Annotated in this window: 18 protein-coding genes; 13 read left to right on the top strand and 5 right to left on the bottom strand. The window is 59.6% G+C overall.

Translation table 11 applies throughout. The features are described from left to right. Window positions 1–84 precede the first annotated feature (84 nt). The 9 genes from rpsF to CKW19_RS02065 all read left to right on the top strand — a co-directional run bounded on the left by rpsF (window position 85) and on the right by CKW19_RS02065 (window position 13264). The gene (gene rpsF, locus CKW19_RS02105) at window positions 85–507 is read left to right on the top strand and encodes a 30S ribosomal protein S6 (RefSeq protein WP_003217491.1); all 423 of its coding nucleotides are present in this window, start codon (window positions 85–87) and stop codon (window positions 505–507) included. A gap of 28 nt (window positions 508–535) precedes the next feature. After that, window positions 536–766, top strand: coding sequence for a 30S ribosomal protein S18 (gene rpsR / locus CKW19_RS02100; protein WP_002551829.1), 231 nt, complete (start codon window positions 536–538; stop codon window positions 764–766). 36 nt (window positions 767–802) lie between these two features. Beyond that, on the top strand, window positions 803–1696 hold the full coding sequence (locus tag CKW19_RS02095; protein WP_053153717.1) for a hypothetical protein: 894 nt from the start codon (window positions 803–805) through the stop codon (window positions 1694–1696). A 19-nt stretch (window positions 1697–1715) separates the two neighbouring features. After that, window positions 1716–2162 (top strand): 50S ribosomal protein L9, encoded by a 447-nt coding sequence (rplI, locus tag CKW19_RS02090; protein WP_034149636.1) that lies wholly within the window; start codon window positions 1716–1718, stop codon window positions 2160–2162. 108 nt (window positions 2163–2270) lie between these two features. Next, the gene (dnaB, locus tag CKW19_RS02085; protein ID WP_095056358.1) at window positions 2271–3668 is read left to right on the top strand and encodes a replicative DNA helicase; all 1398 of its coding nucleotides are present in this window, start codon (window positions 2271–2273) and stop codon (window positions 3666–3668) included. Between the two features lie 190 nt (window positions 3669–3858). Next, window positions 3859–6162, top strand: coding sequence for a YgiQ family radical SAM protein (locus CKW19_RS02080; protein ID WP_095056357.1), 2304 nt, complete (start codon window positions 3859–3861; stop codon window positions 6160–6162). A gap of 361 nt (window positions 6163–6523) precedes the next feature. Beyond that, complete coding sequence (locus CKW19_RS02075; protein WP_095056356.1) at window positions 6524–9799, top strand: DUF2126 domain-containing protein; 3276 nt, start codon at window positions 6524–6526, stop codon at window positions 9797–9799. 88 nt (window positions 9800–9887) lie between these two features. Then, window positions 9888–12374 (top strand): circularly permuted type 2 ATP-grasp protein, encoded by a 2487-nt coding sequence (locus CKW19_RS02070; protein WP_095056355.1) that lies wholly within the window; start codon window positions 9888–9890, stop codon window positions 12372–12374. Next, window positions 12374–13264 carry a transglutaminase family protein gene (locus tag CKW19_RS02065; protein ID WP_095056354.1) on the top strand — a complete coding sequence of 297 codons (891 nt, stop codon included), beginning with the start codon at window positions 12374–12376 and terminating at the stop codon, window positions 13262–13264. The genes CKW19_RS02070 and CKW19_RS02065 overlap by 1 nt, the downstream gene beginning before the upstream one ends. Window positions 13265–13376: 112 nt before the next feature. Here the strand turns inward: CKW19_RS02065 and CKW19_RS02060 are convergent, their stop codons facing one another. After that, window positions 13377–13556, bottom strand: coding sequence for a hypothetical protein (locus CKW19_RS02060; RefSeq protein WP_095056353.1), 180 nt, complete (start codon window positions 13554–13556; stop codon window positions 13377–13379). 68 nt (window positions 13557–13624) lie between these two features. Further along, window positions 13625–14212 (bottom strand): TIGR00730 family Rossman fold protein, encoded by a 588-nt coding sequence (locus CKW19_RS02055; protein WP_095056352.1) that lies wholly within the window; start codon window positions 14210–14212, stop codon window positions 13625–13627. Window positions 14213–14555: 343 nt separating this feature from the next. Here CKW19_RS02055 and azu point away from each other — a divergent pair, with 343 nt between their 5' ends. After that, on the top strand, window positions 14556–15002 hold the full coding sequence (gene azu / locus CKW19_RS02050; protein ID WP_095056351.1) for an azurin: 447 nt from the start codon (window positions 14556–14558) through the stop codon (window positions 15000–15002). 172 nt (window positions 15003–15174) lie between these two features. Here the strand turns inward: azu and nadE are convergent, their stop codons facing one another. The 3 genes from nadE to CKW19_RS02035 form a co-directional block, all read right to left on the bottom strand. Continuing rightward, window positions 15175–16002 (bottom strand): ammonia-dependent NAD(+) synthetase, encoded by an 828-nt coding sequence (gene nadE, locus CKW19_RS02045; protein WP_095056350.1) that lies wholly within the window; start codon window positions 16000–16002, stop codon window positions 15175–15177. A gap of 4 nt (window positions 16003–16006) precedes the next feature. After that, window positions 16007–17233 (bottom strand): nicotinate phosphoribosyltransferase, encoded by a 1227-nt coding sequence (gene pncB, locus CKW19_RS02040; protein ID WP_095056349.1) that lies wholly within the window; start codon window positions 17231–17233, stop codon window positions 16007–16009. Window positions 17234–17437: 204 nt separating this feature from the next. Then, a complete protein-coding gene (locus tag CKW19_RS02035) occupies window positions 17438–18343 on the bottom strand; it encodes a LysR family transcriptional regulator (protein WP_095056348.1) in 906 nt (301 codons plus the stop codon). Between the two features lie 175 nt (window positions 18344–18518). Between CKW19_RS02035 and CKW19_RS02030 the strand changes: the two genes are divergently transcribed. The 3 genes from CKW19_RS02030 (at window position 18519) to CKW19_RS02020 (ending at window position 22931) form a co-directional block, all read left to right on the top strand. Next, the gene (locus CKW19_RS02030) at window positions 18519–20009 is read left to right on the top strand and encodes an aldehyde dehydrogenase family protein (RefSeq protein ID WP_095056347.1); all 1491 of its coding nucleotides are present in this window, start codon (window positions 18519–18521) and stop codon (window positions 20007–20009) included. Between the two features lie 141 nt (window positions 20010–20150). Next, window positions 20151–21434, top strand: a complete 1284-nt coding sequence (locus tag CKW19_RS02025) for an FAD-binding oxidoreductase (RefSeq protein ID WP_095056346.1) — start codon at window positions 20151–20153, stop codon at window positions 21432–21434. Between the two features lie 363 nt (window positions 21435–21797). Beyond that, window positions 21798–22931 (top strand): branched-chain amino acid ABC transporter substrate-binding protein, encoded by a 1134-nt coding sequence (locus CKW19_RS02020; RefSeq protein WP_095056345.1) that lies wholly within the window; start codon window positions 21798–21800, stop codon window positions 22929–22931. Window positions 22932–22946: the final 15 nt, after the last annotated feature.

Raw genomic sequence — 22946 nt, 5'->3', positions numbered from 1 at the left:
TCTAGCGTCCGCAAGTCCATAAGTGTCATTCACTCCTTGTCTGACCGCTTTTGAGCGGCAGGCTACAACCCGTAAGGAGCATTCATGCGTCATTACGAAATCATCTTTTTGGTCCACCCGGATCAAAGCGAGCAAGTCGGCGGCATGGTTGAGCGTTACACCAAGCTGATCGAAGAAGACGGCGGCAAAATCCACCGTCTGGAAGATTGGGGCCGTCGTCAACTGGCCTACGCAATCAACAATGTTCACAAGGCTCACTACGTGATGCTGAACGTTGAGTGCACTGGCAAGGCCCTGGCCGAGCTGGAAGACAACTTCCGCTACAACGATGCAGTGATCCGTAACCTGGTCATCCGTCGCGAAGAAGCCGTTACCGGCCAATCCGAGATGCTCAAGGCTGAAGAAAACCGCAGTGAGCGCCGTGAGCGTCGCGACCGTCCTGAGCACGAAGGCGCTGAAAGCGCTGATAGTGATGACAGCGACAACAGCGATAACGCTGACGAGTAATCCACGGACCTTTTAAGGAGCCTATCAAATGGCACGTTTCTTCCGTCGTCGTAAATTCTGCCGCTTCACCGCTGAAGACGTGAAAGAGATCGATTACAAAGATCTCAACACTCTGAAAGCTTACGTATCCGAGACCGGCAAAATTGTTCCAAGCCGCATCACCGGTACCAAAGCTCGTTATCAGCGTCAGCTGGCCACCGCTATCAAGCGCGCCCGCTTCCTGGCCCTGCTGGCCTACACCGACAGCCACGGCCGCTGAGACCGGGCAGTCGACACGTAGCAAAGGATTGAATGCATGCGTGCCATAGCTGAGTTCATCATGCGCGGCCGTATGCAGGCCACTCTCGTAGTGGCTGGATGCGCGGCATTGCCGTTGTTGTATTGGTTGGGTGCTGCCGCTGGATGCCTTGTGCTCCTGCGGCGCGGATTGAAGGACGCCATAGGCGTTCTTGCTCTGGGAATGCTGCCGGCCTTGGCCTGGTGGCTCTACTCCGACGACCCACGGGCACTTCTGGTGCTGCTGGGGTCTGCGAGCCTTGCGTTGGTTTTGCGCGCAAGCGAGTCCTGGAACCGCGTGCTGCTGGTCAGCATAGCGATGGGAGTGGTGTTTTCAGTGGTGCTGGGGACGGCTTTTGGTCCCCAGATCGAGATGCTGGCGCAGGCTTTGATCAAAGTCATGCCGTCGCTACTCGGTGATGTCTACCAGAAGTTGTCGGTAGACGAGCAAGCGCGTTTCGCGTCCCTGATTGCACCAGTCCTGACCGGCCTGATTGCGGCCTTGTTGCAAATCGTCAGTGTGCTGAGCCTGCTTGCCGGGCGCTACTGGCAGGCGTTGTTGTACAACCCGGGCGGTTTTGGTCGCGAGTTTCGCGCCATCCGCTTCCCGCTTTTGCCGGCGATGTTACTGCTGGCGTGCATGCTTCTGGGGCCGAATCTCGGTTCGCAGATGGCCATGTTGACGCCGTTGTGCAGTGTACCGCTGATGTTTGCCGGGCTGGCCCTGATTCACGGGCTGGTGGCGCAAAAGCGACTGGCCAGGTTCTGGTTGGTGGGGTTGTACGTCACGCTGTTGCTGTTCATGCAGCTGATCTATCCGTTGCTGGTGGTCCTGGCCATCGTCGACAGCCTGATTGATTTTCGCGGTCGTTCGGCACCGAAAGATGCCGATAGCGCGAACGGTGAAGGTTAAAAGTTAAGAGGATTTTCACATGCAACTGATCCTTCTGGAAAAAGTCACCAACCTGGGCAACCTGGGTGACAAAGTGAACGTTAAGGCTGGTTACGGTCGTAACTACCTGCTGCCTTACGGCAAAGCTACCGCTGCGACCCCAGCCAACCTGGCTGCGTTCGAAGAGCGTCGTGCTGAGCTGGAAAAAGCAGCAGCAGATCGTAAATCGTCGGCTGAAAGCCGCGCTGCCCAACTGGCCGAGCTGGAAGTGACTATCACTGCCACCGCTGGCGACGAAGGCAAGCTGTTCGGTTCGATCGGTACTCACGACATCGCTGACGCACTGACCGCCTCCGGCGTTGAAGTGCAGAAGAGCGAAGTTCGTCTGCCGAACGGCACCATCCGCAACGTAGGCGAATTCGACGTAGCCGTGCACCTGCACGCCGAAGTTGAAGCCACCGTACGCGTTGTTGTGGTAGCAGCTTAAGCAGCACTTGTCGGCTGGCACCCTTGGGTGCTTGCCGGTAACATCGGGCACGATCCTGTTTACAGGTCGTGCCCTTTGTCTTTCTGATTCCTCCAATTTCAAGTGGCCATGAACGATATCTCCGCTCCTGAGCAATACGATCTGCAAACCGCCGCGCTGAAAGTGCCGCCGCATTCCATCGAAGCCGAACAGGCTGTACTCGGTGGTCTGATGCTGGACAACAACGCCTGGGAGCGTGTGCTCGATCAAGTCTCCGACGGCGATTTCTATCGACATGACCACCGCCTGATCTTCCGTGCGATCGCCAAACTGGCCGATCAGAACTCCCCGATTGACGTCGTGACCCTTGCCGAACAACTGGACAAGGAAGGTCAGACGTCTCAAGTGGGTGGCCTCGGTTATCTTGGTGAACTGGCGAAAAACACGCCGTCCGTCGCCAACATCAAGGCCTATGCGCAGATCGTCCGTCAGCGCGCGACGTTGCGCCAACTGATCGGCATCAGCACCGAGATCGCCGACAGCGCCTTCAACCCGGAAGGTCGCACTGCTGAAGAGATCCTCGACGAAGCGGAACGCCAGATCTTCGCGATTGCCGAGGCCCGGCCGAAAACCGGTGGCCCGGTGGGTGTGAATGATTTGCTGACCAAGGCCATCGATCGCATCGACACGCTGTTCAACACAGACAACGCCATTACCGGCCTGTCCACTGGTTACACCGACCTTGATGAAAAGACCAGCGGCCTGCAGCCGGCTGACTTGATCATCGTCGCCGGTCGTCCGTCGATGGGTAAAACCACCTTCGCGATGAACCTGGTGGAAAACGCCGTACTGCGTAGCGACAAAGCTGTTCTGGTGTATTCCCTCGAGATGCCAGGCGAATCGCTGATCATGCGTATGCTGTCGTCCCTCGGTCGGATCGACCAGACCAAGGTGCGCTCCGGTCAGTTGGAAGATGACGACTGGCCGCGCCTGACTTCGGCGGTGAACCTGCTCAATGACCGCAAGCTGTTCATCGACGACACCGCCGGGATCAGCCCGTCGGAAATGCGTGCGCGTACCCGGCGCCTGGCGCGTGAGCACGGTGAGATCGGCCTGATCATGATCGACTACCTTCAGTTGATGCAGATTCCAGGTTCCGGCGGCGACAACCGAACCAACGAGATTTCGGAAATCTCGCGTTCCTTGAAAGCCTTGGCCAAGGAGTTCAACTGCCCGGTGGTGGCGCTGTCCCAGCTCAACCGTTCCCTCGAGCAGCGGCCGAACAAACGGCCGATCAACTCCGACCTCCGGGAATCCGGAGCGATCGAGCAGGACGCCGACGTGATCATGTTCGTTTACCGCGACGAGGTGTATCACCCGGAAACCGAGCACAAAGGCATCGCCGAAATCATTATCGGCAAGCAGCGTAACGGGCCTATCGGCTTTATTCGTCTGGCCTTTATCGGTAAATACACCCGCTTCGAGAACCTGGCGCCGGGTAGCTACAATTTCGATGATGACGAGTAAGGTATTTAGTGTCCTGAAAGGCCCCATCGCCGGCAAGCCAGCTCCTACAGGGGGGGCGTCGTACCTGTAGGAGCAAGCTTGCTCGCGATAGGGGCGACGCAATTTCCGACCATAGCCGTCGGAATTGGTCAAAAAATGTGCTATATTCCGCGCCCGCGAAATTCAATGAAAGCCAACACCGGTTATCGACATGCAAGCAGCCAAGCCGTTATTTGACTATCCCAAGTACTGGGCCGAATGTTTCGGGCCAGCGCCGTTCCTGCCCATGAGCAGGGAGGAGATGGATCAGCTCGGCTGGGATTCCTGCGACATCATCATCGTGACCGGTGATGCGTACGTCGACCACCCGTCGTTCGGCATGGCGATCATCGGCCGGCTGCTGGAGTCCCAGGGCTTCCGCGTCGGGATCATCGCCCAGCCTAACTGGCAGTCCAAAGACGACTTCATGAAACTCGGCGAGCCGAACCTGTTCTTCGGCGTCGCGGCCGGCAACATGGATTCGATGATCAACCGCTACACCGCCGACAAAAAAGTCCGCTCCGATGACGCCTACACTCCGGGCGGCATGGCGGGCAAGCGTCCGGACCGCGCCAGCCTGGTTTACAGCCAGCGCTGCAAGGAAGCCTACAAGCACGTGCCAATCGTGCTCGGCGGCATTGAAGCGTCCCTGCGCCGCATTGCACATTACGATTACTGGCAGGACCGGGTTCGCAACTCGATCCTGATCGATGCCTGCGCCGACATCCTGCTTTACGGCAACGCCGAGCGTGCGATTGTTGAAGTCGCCCAGCGCCTGTCGTTCGGTCACAAGATCGAAGACATCACCGACGTGCGCGGCACCGCGTTCATCCGCCGTGATACGCCAAAAGACTGGTACGAAGTCGACTCCACGCGCATCGACCGTCCGGGCAAGATCGACAAGATCATCAACCCGTACGTGAACACCCAGGACACCCAGGCCTGCGCCATCGAGCAGGAAAAAGGTCCGGTTGAAGATCCGCAGGAAGCCAAGGTCGTGCAGATTCTGGCGAGCCCGCGCATGACTCGCGACAAGACCGTGATCCGTTTGCCGTCGGTGGAAAAAGTCCGTGGCGACGCTGTTCTCTACGCCCACGCCAACCGTGTGTTGCACCTGGAAACCAACCCGGGCAACGCCCGTGCGCTGGTGCAGAAGCACGGCGAAGTCGACGTCTGGTTCAACCCGCCGCCGATTCCGATGACCACCGAAGAAATGGACTACGTGTTCGGCATGCCTTACGCGCGCATTCCGCACCCGGCGTACGGCAAGGAGAAAATCCCGGCCTACGACATGATCCGCTTCTCGGTGAACATCATGCGTGGCTGCTTCGGCGGCTGCACTTTCTGCTCGATCACCGAGCATGAAGGCCGGATCATCCAGAACCGTTCCCACGAATCGATCATTCGCGAAATCGAAGAGATTCGCGACAAGGTCCCGGGTTTTACCGGCGTGATCTCCGACCTCGGCGGCCCGACCGCGAACATGTACCGCATCGCCTGCAAGAGCCCGGAAATCGAATCCGCGTGCCGCAAGCCATCCTGCGTGTTCCCCGGTATCTGCCCGAACCTGAACACCGACCACTCGGCGCTGATCCAGTTGTACCGCAGCGCTCGTGAGTTGCCGGGTGTGAAGAAGATCCTGATCGCTTCCGGCCTGCGTTACGACCTCGCGGTCGAGTCGCCGGAGTACGTTAAAGAGCTGGTGACCCACCACGTCGGTGGTTACCTGAAGATCGCCCCGGAACACACCGAGGAAGGTCCGCTCAATCAGATGATGAAACCGGGCATCGGCAGCTATGACAAGTTCAAGCGCATGTTCGAGAAGTACTCCAAGGAAGCGGGCAAGGAGCAGTACCTGATTCCTTACTTCATCGCCGCCCACCCGGGCACCACCGATGAAGACATGATGAACCTGGCGCTGTGGCTCAAGGGCAACGGTTTCCGTGCCGACCAGGTGCAGGCGTTCTACCCGTCGCCGATGGCCACCGCCACCGCGATGTATCACTCGGGCAAGAACCCGCTGCGCAAGGTCACCTACAAGAGTGATTCGGTAACTATCGTCAAGAGCGAAGAGCAGCGTCGTCTGCACAAGGCGTTCTTGCGTTATCACGACCCGAAAGGCTGGCCGATGCTGCGTGAAGCGTTGACCCGCATGGGCCGTGCCGACCTGATCGGGCCGGGCAAGAACCAGTTGATCCCGCTGCATCAGCCGTCCACCGACAGCTACCAGAGCGCTCGTCGCAAGAACTCGACGCCGGCCGGCAGCCACAAGGTTGCAGGGGAAAAGACCACCAAGATCCTGACCCAGCATACCGGCCTGCCACCACGTGCCAGCGATGGCGGCAATCCGTGGGACAAGCGCGAACAGGCCAAGGCGGCGGCGTTTGCCCGCAACCAGCAGGCCGCCAAGGATCGCAAGGACGCCGCCAAGGGCAAAGGCCCCAAGCCGACCCGCAAGCCGGTCGTGCCGCGCTAAACCGCGCTTGAGCTGAACAGAACGCCAACCTTCGGGTTGGCGTTTTGCATTTTCAGGCATAGGAAATGTGTTGAAGCCATAGGCCTCATCGCTGGCAAGCCCCCACAAGGATCTTCCATGGCCATAGTTTTGTGAATGGCAGATAAACCTGTGGGAGCTGGCTTGCCAGCGATGAGGCCGGCTCATTCAACCTTTCAGCAACTGCTCGCCACATTAAGGCGCAACTACCTCAATCCATTTCCTCGCATCGCCCGATTTTGGTGCTGTACTGCCTCCAGTAACCGGAGAAAGCGCCAGCACTGCTGGGTGGCATAAGTTTTGCGCGCTTTCGAATACGCTTAGGGCTCGCAGGAGGCACGCCGTGTCGATTCATGTCGCATTGCACCACGTCACGCATTACCGCTATGACCGCGCTGTCGAGCTCGGCCCGCAGATCGTTCGACTGCGTCCCGCCGCCCACAGCCGCACGCGGATTCTGTCCTACGCGCTGAAGGTCTCGCCCGAGCAGCACTTCATCAACTGGCAGCAAGACCCGCAGGGTAATTACCTGGCGCGGCTGGTGTTCCCGGAGAAAACCGAGGAACTGCGCATCGAGGTCGATCTGCTGGCAGAAATGGCGATCTTCAATCCGTTCGATTTTTTCCTTGAGCCCTACGCAGAAAAAATCCCCTTCGCGTATGCCGCCGATGAGCGCAAGGAATTGGCTCCGTATCTGGAAACCTTGCCGCTGACGCCGGCGTTCAAGGCCTATCTGGACGGAATCGACCGTACCCCTTTGCCAGCCGTGGATTTCCTCGTCGCGCTCAATCAGCGCCTGAGCGATGACATTGATTACCTGATTCGCATGGAACCGGGCGTGCAAACGCCCGAGCACACCCTCGCGCAGGCGTCCGGTTCCTGCCGCGATTCCGCGTGGCTGTTGGTTCAGTTGCTGCGCAATCTGGGATTGGCGGCGCGTTTCGTCTCCGGTTACCTGATCCAGTTGACCGCCGACGTCAAAAGCCTCGACGGTCCATCGGGTACCGACGTCGATTTCACCGACCTGCATGCCTGGTGCGAAGTCTATTTGCCCGGCGCTGGCTGGATCGGCCTGGATGCGACCTCCGGGTTGTTCGCCGGTGAAGGACATATTCCGTTGGCCTGTAGTCCCGATCCGTCATCGGCGGCACCGATCAGTGGCCTGGTGGAACCTTGCGAGTGCGAATTCAGCCACGAAATGTCCGTAGAGCGGATTTGGGAAGCGCCGCGGGTTACCAAGCCCTACACCGACGAACAATGGCTGGCGATCCAGGCCCTGGGTCGGCAGATCGATGCCGACCTGCTGGAAGGCGATGTGCGCCTGACCATGGGCGGCGAACCGACGTTCGTGTCCATCGATGACCCGGATGGTGCCGAATGGAATACAGCGGCACTGGGGCCGAACAAGCGGCAGCTGTCCGCCGAACTGTTCCAGCGCATGCGTAAGCGTTATGCACCGCAAGGCCTGGTGCATTTCGGTCAGGGCAAATGGTATCCGGGCGAGCAACTGCCGCGCTGGTCGCTCAATTGCTATTGGCGCCGTGATGGCGTGCCGATCTGGCAAAACAATGCGTTGGTCGCCGATGAGCAAGAAGATTACGGCGCCGATGGGGTGCTGGCCGGGCGTTTTCTGGCGAGCGTTGCCGAACGCCTGAAAATTCCGACACGCTTTGTATTCCCGGCCTACGAAGACAATTTCTATTACCTCTGGCGCGAAGGGACGTTGCCGCAGAACGTCAGCGCCGAAGACTCACGCCTGGAAGAACCGCTGGAACGTGCGCGTCTGCGCAAAGTCTTCAGCCAGGGCCTGGACAAGGTCATCGGTCAGGTCTTGCCGCTGGCTCGCACGGCCAAGGGCGATCAATGGCAGAGCGGTCGCTGGTACCTGCGGGACGAGCATTGCCGATTGGTGCCTGGGGATTCTGCGCTGGGCTATCGCTTGCCGTTGGGTTCGCAGCCCTGGGTGAAAGCGGCGGAGTATCCGTTCATTCATCCGCAGGATCCGAATCAGGCATTCCCGCCGCTGCCGGATACGGCGCAACTTCAAAACCAGGGCGCAGCTGCCGAAACTGAAGATCGAGCGCCAAAGATCGATGAGTCGGCAGACTGGCTGACCCGCACCGCGCTGTGTGCCGAAGCCCGGGAAGGGCGGTTGTACTTGTTCATGCCGCCGCTGGAACGGGCCGAGGACTATCTCGAACTCGTCACCGCCATCGAAGCCACCGCCGAAGAACTGCGTTGCCCGGTGTTGCTGGAAGGTTACGAGCCGCCGAGCGATCCAAGATTGGGTAACTTCCGTATCACGCCGGACCCCGGTGTGATCGAGGTCAACGTGCAGCCATCCTCGTCGTGGGATGAATTGGTGGAGCGCACCGAATTTCTCTACGAAGAAGCACGCCAGACCCGCCTGACCACCGAGAAATTCATGATCGACGGCCGGCACACCGGAACCGGTGGCGGTAACCATTTCGTACTGGGTGGCGCGACACCGGCTGACTCTCCGTTTCTGCGTCGTCCGGATTTGCTGCGCAGCCTGATCAGCTACTGGCATAACCATCCGTCCCTTTCCTACCTGTTTTCCGGATTGTTCATCGGCCCGACGTCCCAGGCGCCGCGTGTCGATGAAGCGCGCAACGATGCCTTGTATGAACTGGAAATCGCGTTTGCGCAGATGCCCGAACCGGGCGAGGAGTGTCCGCCATGGTTGGTGGATCGACTGCTGCGCAACCTGCTGATCGATGTCACCGGCAATACTCATCGGGCCGAATTCTGCATCGACAAACTCTACTCGCCGGACGGCGCCACCGGCCGACTCGGGCTGCTGGAGTTGCGCGCTTTTGAAATGCCACCCCATGCGCGCATGAGTCTGGCCCAGCAATTGTTGCTGCGAGCGCTGGTTGCACGATTCTGGCGTGAACCCTACGCGCCGCCGACACTGGCGCGCTGGGGCACGGAGCTGCACGATCGTTTCCTGTTGCCGCACTTTATCGAACAGGATTTCGCCGACGTCATCGTCGAGCTCAACACAGCGGGTTATCCGCTGCGGGCCGAGTGGTTCGCGGCGCACCTTGAGTTCCGCTTTCCCAAGGTCGGCGATTACGCCGTCAGTGGCATCGCGCTGGAGCTGCGTCAGGCGCTTGAACCGTGGCATGTGCTGGGCGAAGAGGGCGCGGTCGGTGGCACGGTGCGTTATGTGGATTCCTCGCTTGAACGTTTGCAGATCAAACTCAGCGGTCTGCCGCCCCAGCGTTATCTGCTGACCTGCAACGGCATTCCCGTGCCCTTGCAACCCACCGGGCGTGTAGGCGAATTCGTAGCTGGAGTGAGATTTCGCGCCTGGCAACCGGCGAACTGTCTGCAACCGACTATTCCGGTGCATGCGCCGTTGGTATTCGACTTGCTCGACACCTGGATGCAGCGTTCGCTGGGTGGTTGCCAGTACCACGTTGCCCATCCGGGGGGACGCAATTACGACAGCCTGCCGGTCAATGCCAACGAGGCCGAGAGCCGCCGTATGGCGCGTTTCTTCCGTATCGGACACACGCCTGGGAAACTTCCTATACCGAATCTGGAAATAAACGACGAGCTACCGATGACTCTCGATTTACGACGTTTCTAAACCGTACGCGACGCTCGGATTTTTCGTCTATCCGGGCGTCATAAGCCTGCGTTAGTCTGACCGTTCATTGCTGTCTGCCGAGCTTTCCATGCCTGACCTGCTAGACCGCTACCCGCTGACGGCGGGCACCTATCACGAACTGCTCGACGACAGCGGCGCTGTGCGCCCGCACTGGCGCCGGCTGTTCGACCAATTGCAGCGCAGCACACCGGCGCAACTGGTGCAGCGTCAGGCATTGTTGACCCGGCAGATTCAGGAAAACGGTGTCACTTACAACGTCTATGCCGATCCCAAGGGCGCAGACCGGTCGTGGGAACTGGATCTGCTGCCCCATGTGATTGCGGCTGATGAGTGGCAGCAATTGTCTGCGGGCATTGCTCAGCGAGGGCGATTGCTCAATGCGGTTCTGGCAGATCTGTATGGCCCGCAACGGCTGATCGCCGAAGGGCTGTTACCGGCCGAACTGGTGTTCGGGCACAACAACTTCCTCTGGCCCTGTCAGGGTGTAAAACCGCCTGACGGGGCCTTTCTGCATCTGTATGCCGTGGATCTGGCGCGCACACCTGATGGACGTTGGTGGGTGACCGCGGACCGCACGCAAGCGCCGTCCGGTGCGGGGTATGCGCTGGAAAACCGCACCATCGTGTCCCGGGCGTTTCCCGAGTTGTACCGTGATTTGAAGGTGCAGCATCTCGCTGGATTTTTCCGCACGCTCCAGGAAACCCTGGCCCGGCAGGCGCCGTGTGGCGATGAGGCACCCTTGGTGGTGTTGCTGACGCCGGGGCGCTTCAATGAAAGCTATTTTGAACATTTGTACCTGGCTCGCCAGCTCGGCTATCCGCTGGTGGAAGGTGGTGACCTGACGGTTCGCGATGCCACGGTCTACCTGAAAACGTTGAGTGGCCTGCGCCGGGTGCACGCCGTCATGCGTCGGCTGGATGACGATTTCTGCGACCCGCTGGAGCTGCGTACCGACTCGGCCCTCGGCGTGCCGGGCCTGCTTGAAGCCGTGCGGCAGGGGCGGGTGCTGGTGGCCAATGCCCTCGGTAGCGGCGTGCTGGAGTCGCCGGGGTTGTTGGGTTTTTTGCCGAGGATCAATCAATTCCTGTTCGGCGAAGACCTGATTCTGCCGTCCATCGCGACCTGGTGGTGCGGCGAAGCGCCGGTGCTGGCCGAGGCGTTGGAAAAACTCCCCGAATTGTTGATCAAACCGGCGTTTCCCTCCCAGAGCTTCGCTCCGGTGTTCGGCCGTGATTTGAGTGAAAAGCAGCGCCAGGAGCTCGCCGAGCGCATGCAGGCACGACCTTATGCCTATGTTGCGCAAGAACTCGCGCAATTGTCGCAAGCGCCGATCTGGCAGGCTGACGACGGTCAGCTGCAACCCCGGGCGATCGGCATGCGCGTGTATGCGGTGGCGAGTCGCGAGGGCTATCGGGTTCTACCGGGCGGTTTGACCCGGGTGGCCGCCGAAGCGGATGCCGAAGTGGTGTCCATGCAGCGCGGTGGTGCGAGCAAAGACACTTGGGTGCTGGGTGATCGCCCACCCAGCGGTGAGCAATGGAAGGCGCAACGCAACATCGGCGTGCACGACCTGGTGCGACGGGATCCGTATCTGCCCTCTCGGGTGGTGGAAAACCTGTTCTGGTTCGGACGTTATTGTGAGCGTTGCGACGACAGCGCCCGATTGCTGCGCATCATGCTCGCCCGTTATGTCGATGGTGATGACCCGCAGGCCTTGCAGGCAGCGGTCGATCTGGGCGAACGCCTGATGTTGTTGCCGGATGAAGGCGAACTTCCGGAGCGACTGCTGGCCGCACTGCTGGGCGATGACTGGCCGTTCAGCCTGCGTTCCAACCTGCAGCGCTTGCAATGGGCGGCTTCGCAGGTGCGCGGCAAGCTTTCCCGGGAAAACTGGCAGGCACTGGTGGAGTTACAGCGCGAGGCCATGGAACTGGAAACTGAAGAGCCTGACTTCGGCGAGCTGTTGGACTTTCTCAACCGCTTGGTGATGTCCCTCGCGGCGCTGTCCGGTTTTGCCCTGGATGACATGACTCGCGACGAAGGCTGGCGATTCCTGATAATTGGCCGGCGAATAGAACGCCTGCAATTTCTCAGCGGCAGTCTGGCGGCGTTCCTGCGGGGAACCGAGACGTTTGATCAAGTCGGGCTGGAATGGCTGCTGGAACTGGGGAACAGCAGCATCACCTACCGTTCACGGTATCTGGCGGTGGCGCAATTGATCCCGGTGCTCGACCTGTTGCTGCTCGACGAACAGAACCCCCACGCCGTGTTGTTTCAGTTGAAACTGGTGACCCGGACCGTCAAGCGCCTGAACGACGACTTTGGCGCCCCGCGTGAAACGGGGCTGCGGCAACTGGTGGAGCGTCTGGCGCGGTTCGACCTGAGTTGTCTGGAGCATTCGCTGTTCGGTGACGCCAGCGTTCGCGCCGCCATCGAGGGGCTGGCCGGGCTGCTGCAGGAAATCGCCGACGCCAGCAGCCAGGTCTCGGATCGCCTCGCGCTGCGGCATTTTGCCCACGTCGATGATGTCAGCCAGCGCACGGTGTCCGTCTGATGAGTGCCCGCTACCAGATTTTCCACGACACCCACTATCACTACGACAGTCCGGTGTCCCTTGCCCAGCAACTGGCCCATCTGTGGCCACGTGATTGTGCGTGGCAGCGCTGCACCGACCGGCAATTGCAGATCAGCCCCGAGCCGACGTCGCGTCGCGATGAGCTGGATGTCTTCGGTAACCCGCTGACACGGCTGGCATTCGAGCGGCCTCATGATGAATTGCTGGTCAATGCGAGCCTCACGATCGAAGTGCTTCCCCGGCCGGTGCTGGATTTCAACCGGTCTGCGGCATGGGAAGACACCCGCAGCGCATTGACCTACAACAGCCAGCCTTTGTCGCCCGAACGGCTCGAAGCGTGCCGTTATCGGTTCGAATCACCGTATGTGCATTTGAAGCGCAACTTCGTCGAGTTTTCCGAGAGCTGTTTCCCGGCGGGGCGGCCGCTGCTGCTGGGCGTTCAGGCCTTGATGGAGAAAATCTTCAGCGAATTCACCTTCGATGCCGAAGCGACTCAGGTGGCGACGCCGCTGGTTGAAGTGCTGGAGCGTCGGCGCGGGGTCTGTCAGGACTTTGCTCACCTGATGCTCGCCTGCGTGCGTTCTCGTGGTTTGGCGGCGCGGTACATCAGCGGTTACTTGCTGACTCAGCCACCGCCGGGGCAACCACGCTTGATTGGCGCTGATGCGTCCCATGCCTGGGTGTCGGTGTTTTGCCCGGAGTTGGGCTGGGTGGACTTCGATCCGACCAACAACGTGCAGCCAGCGCTGGAGCACATCACTTTGGCGTGGGGGCGGGATTTTTCCGATGTGTCGCCGTTGCGGGGGGTGATACTGGGCGGGGGCAACCATGACCCGGAAGTACGCGTCACCGTGATGCCTGTTGAATAAGCACGCCCCTCGTAGGAGCAGCCTTCGGCAGCTCCTACAAGGTCGGCAGCAAAACCGCCGACCCTGGACACAGATCCGGTGGGCCTGATCAGGTTATCGGGCCCGGAGGGTCTCAGGCGTCGGGCGCCTGATCTTTCGGTGCATCAACATCATCTTCTGCGGCTACTTCACCCTCAGGGTTCAGTTCCGTCTCTTCAGCTGTAGCTTTCTTGCGCTGAAGCTTTTCCTCTTTCTTCTGCTCCTTGGCCAAGTCTCTCTGACGTTTGGCGAAGGAATAATTAGGTTTAGCCATGGGCGATCCTCTGGGGTCGAAGGTGAGGTTGAGCGGCGCATATTCTGCCCTGTATCGGGGCCGAGCCGTTAGCTGGGTTTTTGCTCGGCCCATTTAGGCGCTACGCAAGGTTGCCAGGCATCCAGTGCGTCGAGCAGGGTTTGCGGCGATTCGCTCATTTGCAGCATGTCACGGTGCTGCCCGCGAACGAAGCCTTCGCCGACGATATGATCGAGAAAAGACGTCAACTTGTCGTAGAAACCGTTCACCTCGAGCAAACCCAGCGGTTTACCGTGGTAGCCGAGTTGGCCCCAGGTCCAGACTTCGAACAATTCTTCCAGCGTTCCCAGGCCACCGGGCAGGGCGATGAAGGCGTCGCTGAGTTCAGCCATCCGCGCTTTGCGTGCGTGCATGCCATCGACCACTTCCAGGCGAGTCAGGCCGCTGTGGCCGATTTCCTTGTCCTTGAGGCTTTGCGGGATGATGCCGATCACTTCACCACCGGCCGCCAGGGCCGCATCGGCGACGATGCCCATCAGCCCCACGGCGCCGCCGCCATACACCAGGGTCAGCTTGCGTTCGGCCAAGGCCTGGCCCAGGGCAATGGCGGCTTCACGATAAGCCGGGTTGGTGCCGGTACTGGCACCGCAAAATACACAAACGGACGCTAAAGACATGCCTTACTCCATGCTCGATCAGGGCCACAGAGTAAAGGCAGGCGCGCGACGCTCCAAGGGCTAAACTTCGAAATCGGGCGTTTCGTACGAACCGCTGGCGCCACAGGCATAGGCGGCCAGCAAACTGCACAACAGGCTATTGATGGACATGACAGACGCTCCGCTAAGTGATGACGGTCTGATCATAGGGCCGGGCTAGACGCTTGGCTGGTAGATTGTTTCGATGGGCGCCATAGCCCGAAAGTTGTATACAATTTTTGATTCAAGTCATATGAACTTGCGAGCTTTTCAGGCAGTCTTCTGTTCATTCGCGTTTTCGTTAACCCTGCCTTGGAGATTCACCATGTTTGCCAAACTTGTTGCGGTATCCCTGTTGACACTGGCCAGCAGCCAACTGATGGCTGCCGAGTGCAAGACCACCGTTGACTCCACCGATCAAATGTCCTTCAACACCAAGGCCATTGAAATCGACAAGAGCTGCAAGACGTTCACCGTCGAACTGACCCACTCCGGCAGCCTGCCGAAAAACGTCATGGGTCATAACTGGGTACTGAGCAAAGAAGCCGACATGCAGCCGATCGCTACTGACGGCCTGAGCGCCGGCATCGACAAGAACTACCTGAAAGAAGGCGACACCCGCGTGATCGCCCACACCAAGGTCATCGGCGCCAAGGAAACCGATTCGGTGACCTTCGACGTGTCGAAGCTCGCGGCCGGTGAAAAGTACGGGTTCTTCTGCTCGTTCCCGGGCCACATCTCGATGATGAAAGGCACGGTTACCCTGAAGTAATCAGGCACACCGCGTCACCGTTCATCGCTGGCAAGCCAGCTTGTGAACGACACAAATCACTGTAGGAGCTGGCTTGCCAGCGAATGGGCCAAAAGCATCAACGCATGTTTTGGCCAAAGAAAAAGCCCGCTGAAGCTCAACACTTCAGCGGGCTTTTTCATTCATTCACGCCTCAAGGCGCAAAGGGCATCACACGTTTGTGGCGCGTCTTGTTGAACGTGTCGACGATGATCTTGAACGCTTCCTCGCGCACCGGTTCGCCGTGCAGGAAGGCATCGATCTCGGCGTAGGTCACGCCATGGGATGCTTCGTCCGGTTTGCCGGGGGACAGGTCTTCAAGGTCGGCGGTCGGGATTTTTTCCACCAGCGATTCTGGCGCACCGAAACTGCGGGCAATCGCGCGGACCTGGTTTTTCACCAGGCCACTCAGTGGTGCCAGGTCGCAGGCGCCATCACCGAACTTGGTGAAGAATCCCATCACCGCTTCCGCCGCATGATCGGTGCCGATCACCAGACCGTGGGCCGCGCCGGCGATGGTGTACTGGGCGACCATGCGCATCCGCGCCTTGGTGTTGCCAAGTACGAAATCCACCGAGACCGCATGCTTGCCTTCAAACGCGGCCACTTCATTGGCCAGGGATTTGACGGCCGGGCCGATGTTCACCGTGTGGCGCTCGTCCGGTTTGATGAAATCCACCGATGCCTGGGCGTCGTGTTCATCGAACTGGGTTTCGTAGGGCAGGCGCACGGCAATGAACTTGTAGCTGTCTTCGCCCGTGCGTTGGCGCAATTCACGCATGGCACGTTGGGCCAGCAGGCCGGCGGTCAGGGAGTCGACGCCGCCACTGATGCCCAGCACCAGGGTTTTCAGCCCGGAATTGACCAGGCAATCCTGGATGAAAGTCACTCGCCGGGCGACTTCGGCCTCAAGGGCGGCCTCATTGGCGAACGGCGGTTGGACCTTGAGCTGCTCAGCAATCTCACGCTGTACGGCTTGCATGAATTCACTCCTTGCTTGATGGACTGGAAAGGGCGGCAGGAACCTGGAAAACGTGTCGCAAGTAAGCGACGAAATTCGGGTCTTTGCAGTGAGTCTTGCCGGGCTCGTCGGAGATCTTCGCCACCGGTTGGCCGTTGCAGGCGGTCATTTTAAGCACGATGCTCATCGGTTCGACACCCGGAATGTCACACGTCAGGTTGGTGCCGATGCCGAAGCTGACATTGATCCGACCGCGCAGCGCCCGGAAGATCTCCAAAGCCCTGGGCAGCGTCAGGCTGTCGGAGAAGGTCAGCGTCTTGCTCATCGGATCAATACCGAGCCGGTGATAGTGAGCGATGGCTTTTTCCGCCCAAATCACCGGATCACCGGAGTCGTGGCGCAAGCCGTCGAATAGCTTGGCAAAAAACAGATCGAAATCGCCGAGGAAAGCATCGCTGGTGATGCAGTCGGTCAGGGCAATCCCCAGCAGACCCCGGTACTCACGGACCCAGCAATCGAGGGCGGCAATCTGGCTGTCGATCAGCCGTGGGCCGAGTTGCTGGTGGGCCATGATCCACTCATGGGCCATGGTGCCCAGCGGTTTCATGTCCAGTTCCCGCGACAGATGCACATTGCTGGTGCCGACGAAACGGCCGGGGAAGTCGTGCTTGAGCACGTTCACCACTTCTTCCTGCACCCGGTACGAAAAGCGACGGCGCGTGCCGAAATCGGCTACCTGCAATTCCGCCAATTCGTCAGCGCTGGCGTTGGCGCTCAGCCAGTCGAACTTGCGATAGAGCTGTTCGCGGGCCTGTTCCAGGACGATTTCACGGTAGCGATAGCGGTTGCGCACCTCGCTGACCATTGCCAGCAGCGGTACTTCGAACAGGATCACGTGTAACCACGGGCCCCGCAGGCGGATAAACAACTCGCCGTTCTCGATGCCGGTGTGGATATAGCGCAGGTTGAAGCGAAACAGTCCGAGAAAGCGCAGGAAGTCCGGTTTGAGGAAGCTGATGCGCTCCAGAAAACTCAACTGGTCGGCGCTCAGGCTCAGCTCGGCGAGACGTTCGATCTGAAAACGGATCTCCGCCAGGTACGGGCGCAGATCCTCACTGTTACGGCAACGAAACTCCCATTCGACTTCCACGTTCGGGTAGTTGTGCAGCACCGCCTGCATCATCGTCAGTTTGTAGAAGTCGGTGTCGAGCAGGTTCTGCACGATGCGATCGGCAAACACACTCTCGCTCATAACGGGAATCTCCAGCGTTGCAGCGGTATTGATCAGTGGCGCTAGTGGCGCATATCCCAGACAGGGATTACCAGCATTTTTTCGACAAGCGCAGACCCTTGTAGGAGCTGGCTTGCCAGCGAAGAGGCCGGCACATCCAATATGAATGTCGATTGAAAGACCGCCTTCGCTTGCAAGCCAGCTCCTACAAGGCGATGGCGCCCATCAGGTTGCTTCCGGGCTATCGATCTGCTCCAACATCCACTTCACAAAATCCCGCACCTTGGGCACTTCCGCCGAGTGCTCCGGGTAGGCCAGGTAATACGCATCGCTGCTGGACATTGCATGCTGCCAGGGAATGACCAGTTTGCCGTCGGCCAGTTCCTCTTCCACCAGAAACCGCGGCAGCAACGCCACGCCGCAGCCGACCTGAGCGGCACGGATGCACATATAAAAGGTTTCAAACCGTGGGCCGTGATAGCTGTGTTCGGTGTGGTAACCCTGATGCTCGAACCAGTCGTGCCAGGCCTGGGGGCGGGAGGCGTTTTGCAGCAGTACCAGGTCGGCCAGTTGCGTCGGATCGGTGAATGGCGTGTCCGGCAAACTGCCCGGGGCGCACACCGGCACCAGTTCTTCGCCGAACAGTTTCAGGCATTCGGTGCCCGGTCGTGAGCCCTGGCCGAAGTAGAACGCCAGATCGCTGCGCCCTTGCAGCAGATCATCGGCCTCCTGCTCGCTGCACAGGTCCAGGTGAATCGACGGATGACGCAGGCGCCAGCCTTTCAAGCGAGGCACCAGCCAGCGTGCGCCGAAGGTCGGTGGCGTCGAGACGCGCAGGACTTCCGTCTCGCCGCCGTAGGAACGCAGGTAATGGGTCGACATCTCGACTTGTGTGAGGATTTTTCGTACTTCCACCAGATACAAATCCCCGGCCGGGGTCATTTGCAGGCGACGGCGTACCCGGCGAAACAGCAGGTGTTGTAGCAGCTCTTCGAGTTGCGCGACCTGTTTGCTGACCGCGCTCTGCGTCAGGTTCAGTTCTTCAGCGGCCCGGGTGAAACTCAAATGCCGGGTCACGGCTTCGAAGCACTGCAACGCAGCAATCGATGGCAAGTAGCGTTTATTGAGCATGGGCGGTCCTTTGTTCTTGTCTCTTTATTGCCAGCAATGCACAGCATGAATAAACGGAATGATATCTCTCTTAAAGGTCGTTTGTTGAGTAACCTCCGGGAGGCTAAAACTACAGGTCTGATCAGCCGTGATTTTCCGGCTGCACCTGTTCCGTTTTTTGCTTGAGGAGTGACCCATGGTTGCCGCATTGCTTGATCGTCTTGGTGTGAACCCTGCCCTGTACCAGAACGGCAAAGTGCCGGTGCATTCGCCGATCGATGGCAGCAGGATCGCCGCCGTGAACTGGGAAGGCGCCGCTGAAGTCGAGCAGCACATCAGTCGCGCAGATCATGCGTTCGAACTGTGGCGCAAGGTTCCGGCACCGCGCCGTGGTGAACTGGTGCGGCAACTGGGTGACATCCTGCGCGAATACAAGGCCGACCTCGGCGAACTGGTGTCCTGGGAAGCTGGCAAGATCACCCAGGAAGGTCTGGGCGAAGTTCAGGAAATGATCGACATCTGTGACTTCGCCGTCGGCCTGTCCCGCCAGTTGTACGGTTTGACGATTGCTTCCGAGCGTCCTGGCCACCATATGCGTGAAACCTGGCATCCGCTGGGTGTCGTCGGCGTGATCAGCGCGTTCAACTTCCCGGTCGCGGTCTGGGCGTGGAACGCCACGCTGGCGCTGGTCTGCGGCAACCCGGTGATCTGGAAACCGTCGGAAAAGACCCCGCTGACCGCGCTGGCTTGCCAGGCATTGTTCGACCGTGTTCTGAAGAATTTCAGCGACGCACCGCCTCACCTGAGCCAGGTGATCATCGGTGGTCGCGACGCCGGTGAAGCGTTGGTCGATGACCCGCGTGTCGCGCTGGTCAGCGCCACCGGCAGTACCCGCATGGGCCGTGAAGTGGCGCCGAAAATCGCCGCGCGTTTCGCCCGCAGCATCCTCGAACTGGGCGGCAACAACGCGATGATCCTCGGCCCAAGCGCCGATCTGGACATGGCCGTTCGCGCCATTCTGTTCAGCGCCGTCGGCACCGCCGGCCAGCGTTGCACCACCCTGCGCCGCTTGATTGCCCATGAGTCGGTGAAGGAAGAAATCGTCACCCGCCTCAAAGCCGCTTACTCCAAAGTGCGCATCGGTCATCCGCTGGAGGGCAACCTGATCGGCCCGCTGATCGACAAACAAAGCTTCGACAACATGCAGGACGCACTCGAGCAGGCACTGAGCGAAGGCGGCCGGGTGTTCGGCGGCAAGCGTCAGATGGAAGACAAGTTCCCGAACGCCTATTACGTATCGCCAGCCATCGTCGAAATGCCGGAGCAGAGCGAAGTGGTCTGCCACGAAACCTTCGCACCGATTTTGTACGTGGTCGGTTACAGCGATTTCCAGGAAGCCCTGCGCCTGAACAACGCCGTGCCACAAGGCCTGTCGTCGTGCATCTTCACCACCGACGTGCGTGAAGCCGAGCAGTTCATGTCGGCCGTGGGCAGCGATTGCGGCATCGCCAACGTCAACATCGGCCCGAGCGGTGCGGAAATCGGTGGTGCGTTCGGCGGTGAAAAAGAAACCGGTGGCGGCCGTGAATCGGGCTCCGACGCATGGCGCGGCTACATGCGTCGCCAGACCAACACCGTGAACTACTCGCTGGAGTTGCCGTTGGCGCAGGGCATTACGTTCGATTGATGTGAAATCCCTGTAGGAGCGAGCCTGCTCGCGATAGCGGTTTTTCACTCACATTGATGCTGGATGTGCTGACGCTATCGCGAGCAGGCTCGCTCCCACATTAAATGAATGTGTTTGTTAGGTTTCTGTTGGAGTCTGGCAATGCCGTTACGCGAAGAGTGTCTGTGGGAAAAACTGACGCCGCAAAGGCCTGACAATGCGGCGCTCAAGGGTGAAGTGACAGTGGATGTCTGCGTCATCGGTGCCGGTTTCACCGGGCTGTCGGCGGCGGTGCATTTGCTGGAACAGGGCAAGACAGTGTGTGTGCTGGAGGCCCATCGCGCCGGCCATGGCGGATCGGGACGCAATGTCGGGCTGGTCAACGCCGGGATGTGGATTCCCCCGGACGACATCGAGGCCGGATTCGGTGAGGCGGTGGGCAGTCAGCTCAACCGCATGCTGGGCGCGGCACCCTCCCTGGTGTTCAGCCTTGTGGATAAGTACAGCATCGACTGCCAGTTGCGTCGCGAAGGCACGCTGCACATGGCGCATAACGCCCGCGGCGAAGCCGACTTGCGCAGTCGTGAAGAACAATGGAAACGTCGCGGCGCGCCGGTGGAGCTACTGACCGGCCAGGCGTGCGAGCAAGCGACGGGCACCAAAAAGATCGCCGCAGCATTGCTGGATCGCCGTGCCGGTACGCTCAATCCGATGGCCTACACCACGGGGCTGGCCAACGCGGCCATCGGCCTCGGCGGTCAATTGTTCGATCATTCCCCTGTCACCCGACTCGAACGCCAGGGCCAGCGCTGGTCGGTGCAGACCGCCCAGGGTTCGGTCATGGCCGAGAAAGTGGTCATTGCGTCCAACGCCTACACCGAAGGCGACTGGACGGAACTGCGCCGCAATTTCTTCCCGGGTTATTACTATCAGGTCGCTTCGGTGCCGCTGACCGAAGACGCAGCTCAGCAAATTCTCCCCGGGGGCCAAGGCTCGTGGGACACCCGGCAGGTCCTGAGCAGTATTCGTCGAGACAGGGACGGTCGTCTGCTGCTTGGCAGTCTCGGTAATGGCAATCAGAAACCGGCATGGTTTCTCAAAGCCTGGGCCGATCGGGTTCAGCAACACTATTTCCCGTACCTCAAACCGGTTGAATGGGAATGCACCTGGACCGGTTGCATCGCATTCACGCCCGATCATTTGATGCGCCTGTTCGAGCCGGCGCCCGGTTTAGTGGCAGTCACCGGTTACAACGGCCGGGGCGTGACCACGGGGACAGTGGTCGGCAAAGCCTTTGCCGATTATTTGTGTAATGGAAATCCTCAGGCGCTCCCCATTCCCTTTGCCCCCATGCAGCCATTGGCCGGCGTGGGGTTGCGCAGCTGTCTGTACGAGGCGGGATTTTCGCTGTATCACGCGGGCCAGTGCTTGCGGATCGTCATTTGAATGTTGAAATTTGTTGCTGAAAGCGGCGCTTTTTCGTTCAACAGCTAGCCTGTAGTGGTGCGGGTTGTAGCAGTCCCGCACCAGCAGTGTGCACTTCGGTGACGAACGGTGTTACAGGCTGGTTGCACGATGTTTGGTGCCGCGGTTGCAATGATGGCGCATGAGGGTTGCGCCTAAAAAAATATCAGGTTTTACCTTCCGCGGTTTAGACGGTTGCACACCCAATGAAAATGGGACCGAAACAGTCGAAAAAACAATAAGGCAGCGACTTTTTTCAGAATAAAAAACCGATGGCACGGCCCTTGCTCTGAGCATTCAGTGAAGTCGCAGTGCCAATTAAAAAAAACCATGGAGCACCACCTCATGTCCCAGACGTTTTACAAGAAAGGTTTTCTGGCCCTCGCAGTGGCAACTGCGCTGGGTGTTTCTGCGTTTGCTCAGGCTGACATCAAGATCGGCGTAGCGGGACCAATGACTGGCGCCAACGCGGCATTTGGTGAACAGTACATGAAGGGTGCACAAGCGGCGGCCGATGCGGTCAACGCAGCGGGCGGCGTCAACGGGGAAAAAATCGTCCTGGTCAAGGGCGATGACGCCTGCGAACCGAAACAGGCTGTGACGGTTGCCAAAGACCTGACCAACCAGAAAGTCGCCGGCGTGGTCGGTCACTTCTGCTCCTCGTCGACCATCCCGGCCTCCGAGATCTATGACGAAGCGGGCATCATCGCGATCACTCCAGGTTCCACCAACCCACAGGTTACCGAGCGCGGCCTGAGTGCCATGTTCCGCATGTGCGGTCGTGACGACCAGCAAGGCATCGTGGCCGGTGACTACATCGTCGACATGCTCAAGGGCAAAAAGGTTGTCGTGCTGCACGACAAAGACACCTACGGCCAAGGCCTGGCGGATGCCACCAAGGCTCAACTGGTCAAGCGCGGCGTGACGCCGGTGCTGTATGAAGGCCTGACCCGCGGCGAGAAAGACTTCAGTGCCGTCGTGACCAAGATCCGTGCGGCCGGTGCCGATGTCGTCTACTTCGGCGGCCTGCACCCAGAGGCGGGTCCACTGGTTAAACAACTGCGTACCGAAGGCCTGAAAGACGTGAAATTCATGTCCGACGACGGCATCGTGACCGACGAACTGGTGACCACCGCTGGCGGCCCGCAATACGTTGACGGCGTGCTGATGACCTTCGGCGCCGACCCACGCATGCTGCCAGACAGCAAGACTGTCGTAGACGCATTCCGCAAGGCCGGCACCGAGCCTGAAGGCTACACCCTGTATGCCTACGCTTCGGTCCAGACCCTGGCCGCTGCCTTCAATGGCGCCAAGTCCAACAAGGGCGAAGACGCAGCTGCCTGGCTGAAGAAAAACCCGGTCAAGACCGTTATGGGCGAGAAGACCTGGGACAGCAAGGGCGACCTGAAAGTGTCCGACTACGTGGTTTACCAGTGGGACGCAACCGGCAAATACCACCAGCTGGAAAAACAGAAGTAAGGGCTGACCCGATCA

Source organism: Pseudomonas sp. Irchel s3f7, assembly GCF_900187615.1.
Classification (GTDB): domain Bacteria; phylum Pseudomonadota; class Gammaproteobacteria; order Pseudomonadales; family Pseudomonadaceae; genus Aquipseudomonas.
Note: the sequence above shows the minus strand (reverse complement) of the source record. Positions and strands in the feature narration are given on the sequence as shown.

Bases quoted from the DNA above. Each gene is read 5' to 3' on its own strand.
- rpsF (WP_003217491.1), top strand. From the start codon at position 85: ATGCGTCATTACGAAATCATCTTTTTGGTCCACCCGGATCAAAGCGAG.
- rpsR (WP_002551829.1), top strand. From the start codon at position 536: ATGGCACGTTTCTTCCGTCGTCGTAAATTCTGCCGCTTCACCGCTGAA.
- CKW19_RS02095 (WP_053153717.1), top strand. From the start codon at position 803: ATGCGTGCCATAGCTGAGTTCATCATGCGCGGCCGTATGCAGGCCACT.
- rplI (WP_034149636.1), top strand. From the start codon at position 1,716: ATGCAACTGATCCTTCTGGAAAAAGTCACCAACCTGGGCAACCTGGGT.
- dnaB (WP_095056358.1), top strand. From the start codon at position 2,271: ATGAACGATATCTCCGCTCCTGAGCAATACGATCTGCAAACCGCCGCG.
- CKW19_RS02080 (WP_095056357.1), top strand. From the start codon at position 3,859: ATGCAAGCAGCCAAGCCGTTATTTGACTATCCCAAGTACTGGGCCGAA.
- CKW19_RS02070 (WP_095056355.1), top strand. From the start codon at position 9,888: ATGCCTGACCTGCTAGACCGCTACCCGCTGACGGCGGGCACCTATCAC.
- CKW19_RS02065 (WP_095056354.1), top strand. From the start codon at position 12,374: ATGAGTGCCCGCTACCAGATTTTCCACGACACCCACTATCACTACGAC.
- CKW19_RS02060 (WP_095056353.1), bottom strand. From the start codon at position 13,556: ATGGCTAAACCTAATTATTCCTTCGCCAAACGTCAGAGAGACTTGGCC.
- CKW19_RS02055 (WP_095056352.1), bottom strand. From the start codon at position 14,212: ATGTCTTTAGCGTCCGTTTGTGTATTTTGCGGTGCCAGTACCGGCACC.
- azu (WP_095056351.1), top strand. From the start codon at position 14,556: ATGTTTGCCAAACTTGTTGCGGTATCCCTGTTGACACTGGCCAGCAGC.
- nadE (WP_095056350.1), bottom strand. From the start codon at position 16,002: ATGCAAGCCGTACAGCGTGAGATTGCTGAGCAGCTCAAGGTCCAACCG.
- pncB (WP_095056349.1), bottom strand. From the start codon at position 17,233: ATGAGCGAGAGTGTGTTTGCCGATCGCATCGTGCAGAACCTGCTCGAC.
- CKW19_RS02035 (WP_095056348.1), bottom strand. From the start codon at position 18,343: ATGCTCAATAAACGCTACTTGCCATCGATTGCTGCGTTGCAGTGCTTC.
- CKW19_RS02030 (WP_095056347.1), top strand. From the start codon at position 18,519: ATGGTTGCCGCATTGCTTGATCGTCTTGGTGTGAACCCTGCCCTGTAC.
- CKW19_RS02025 (WP_095056346.1), top strand. From the start codon at position 20,151: ATGCCGTTACGCGAAGAGTGTCTGTGGGAAAAACTGACGCCGCAAAGG.
- CKW19_RS02020 (WP_095056345.1), top strand. From the start codon at position 21,798: ATGTCCCAGACGTTTTACAAGAAAGGTTTTCTGGCCCTCGCAGTGGCA.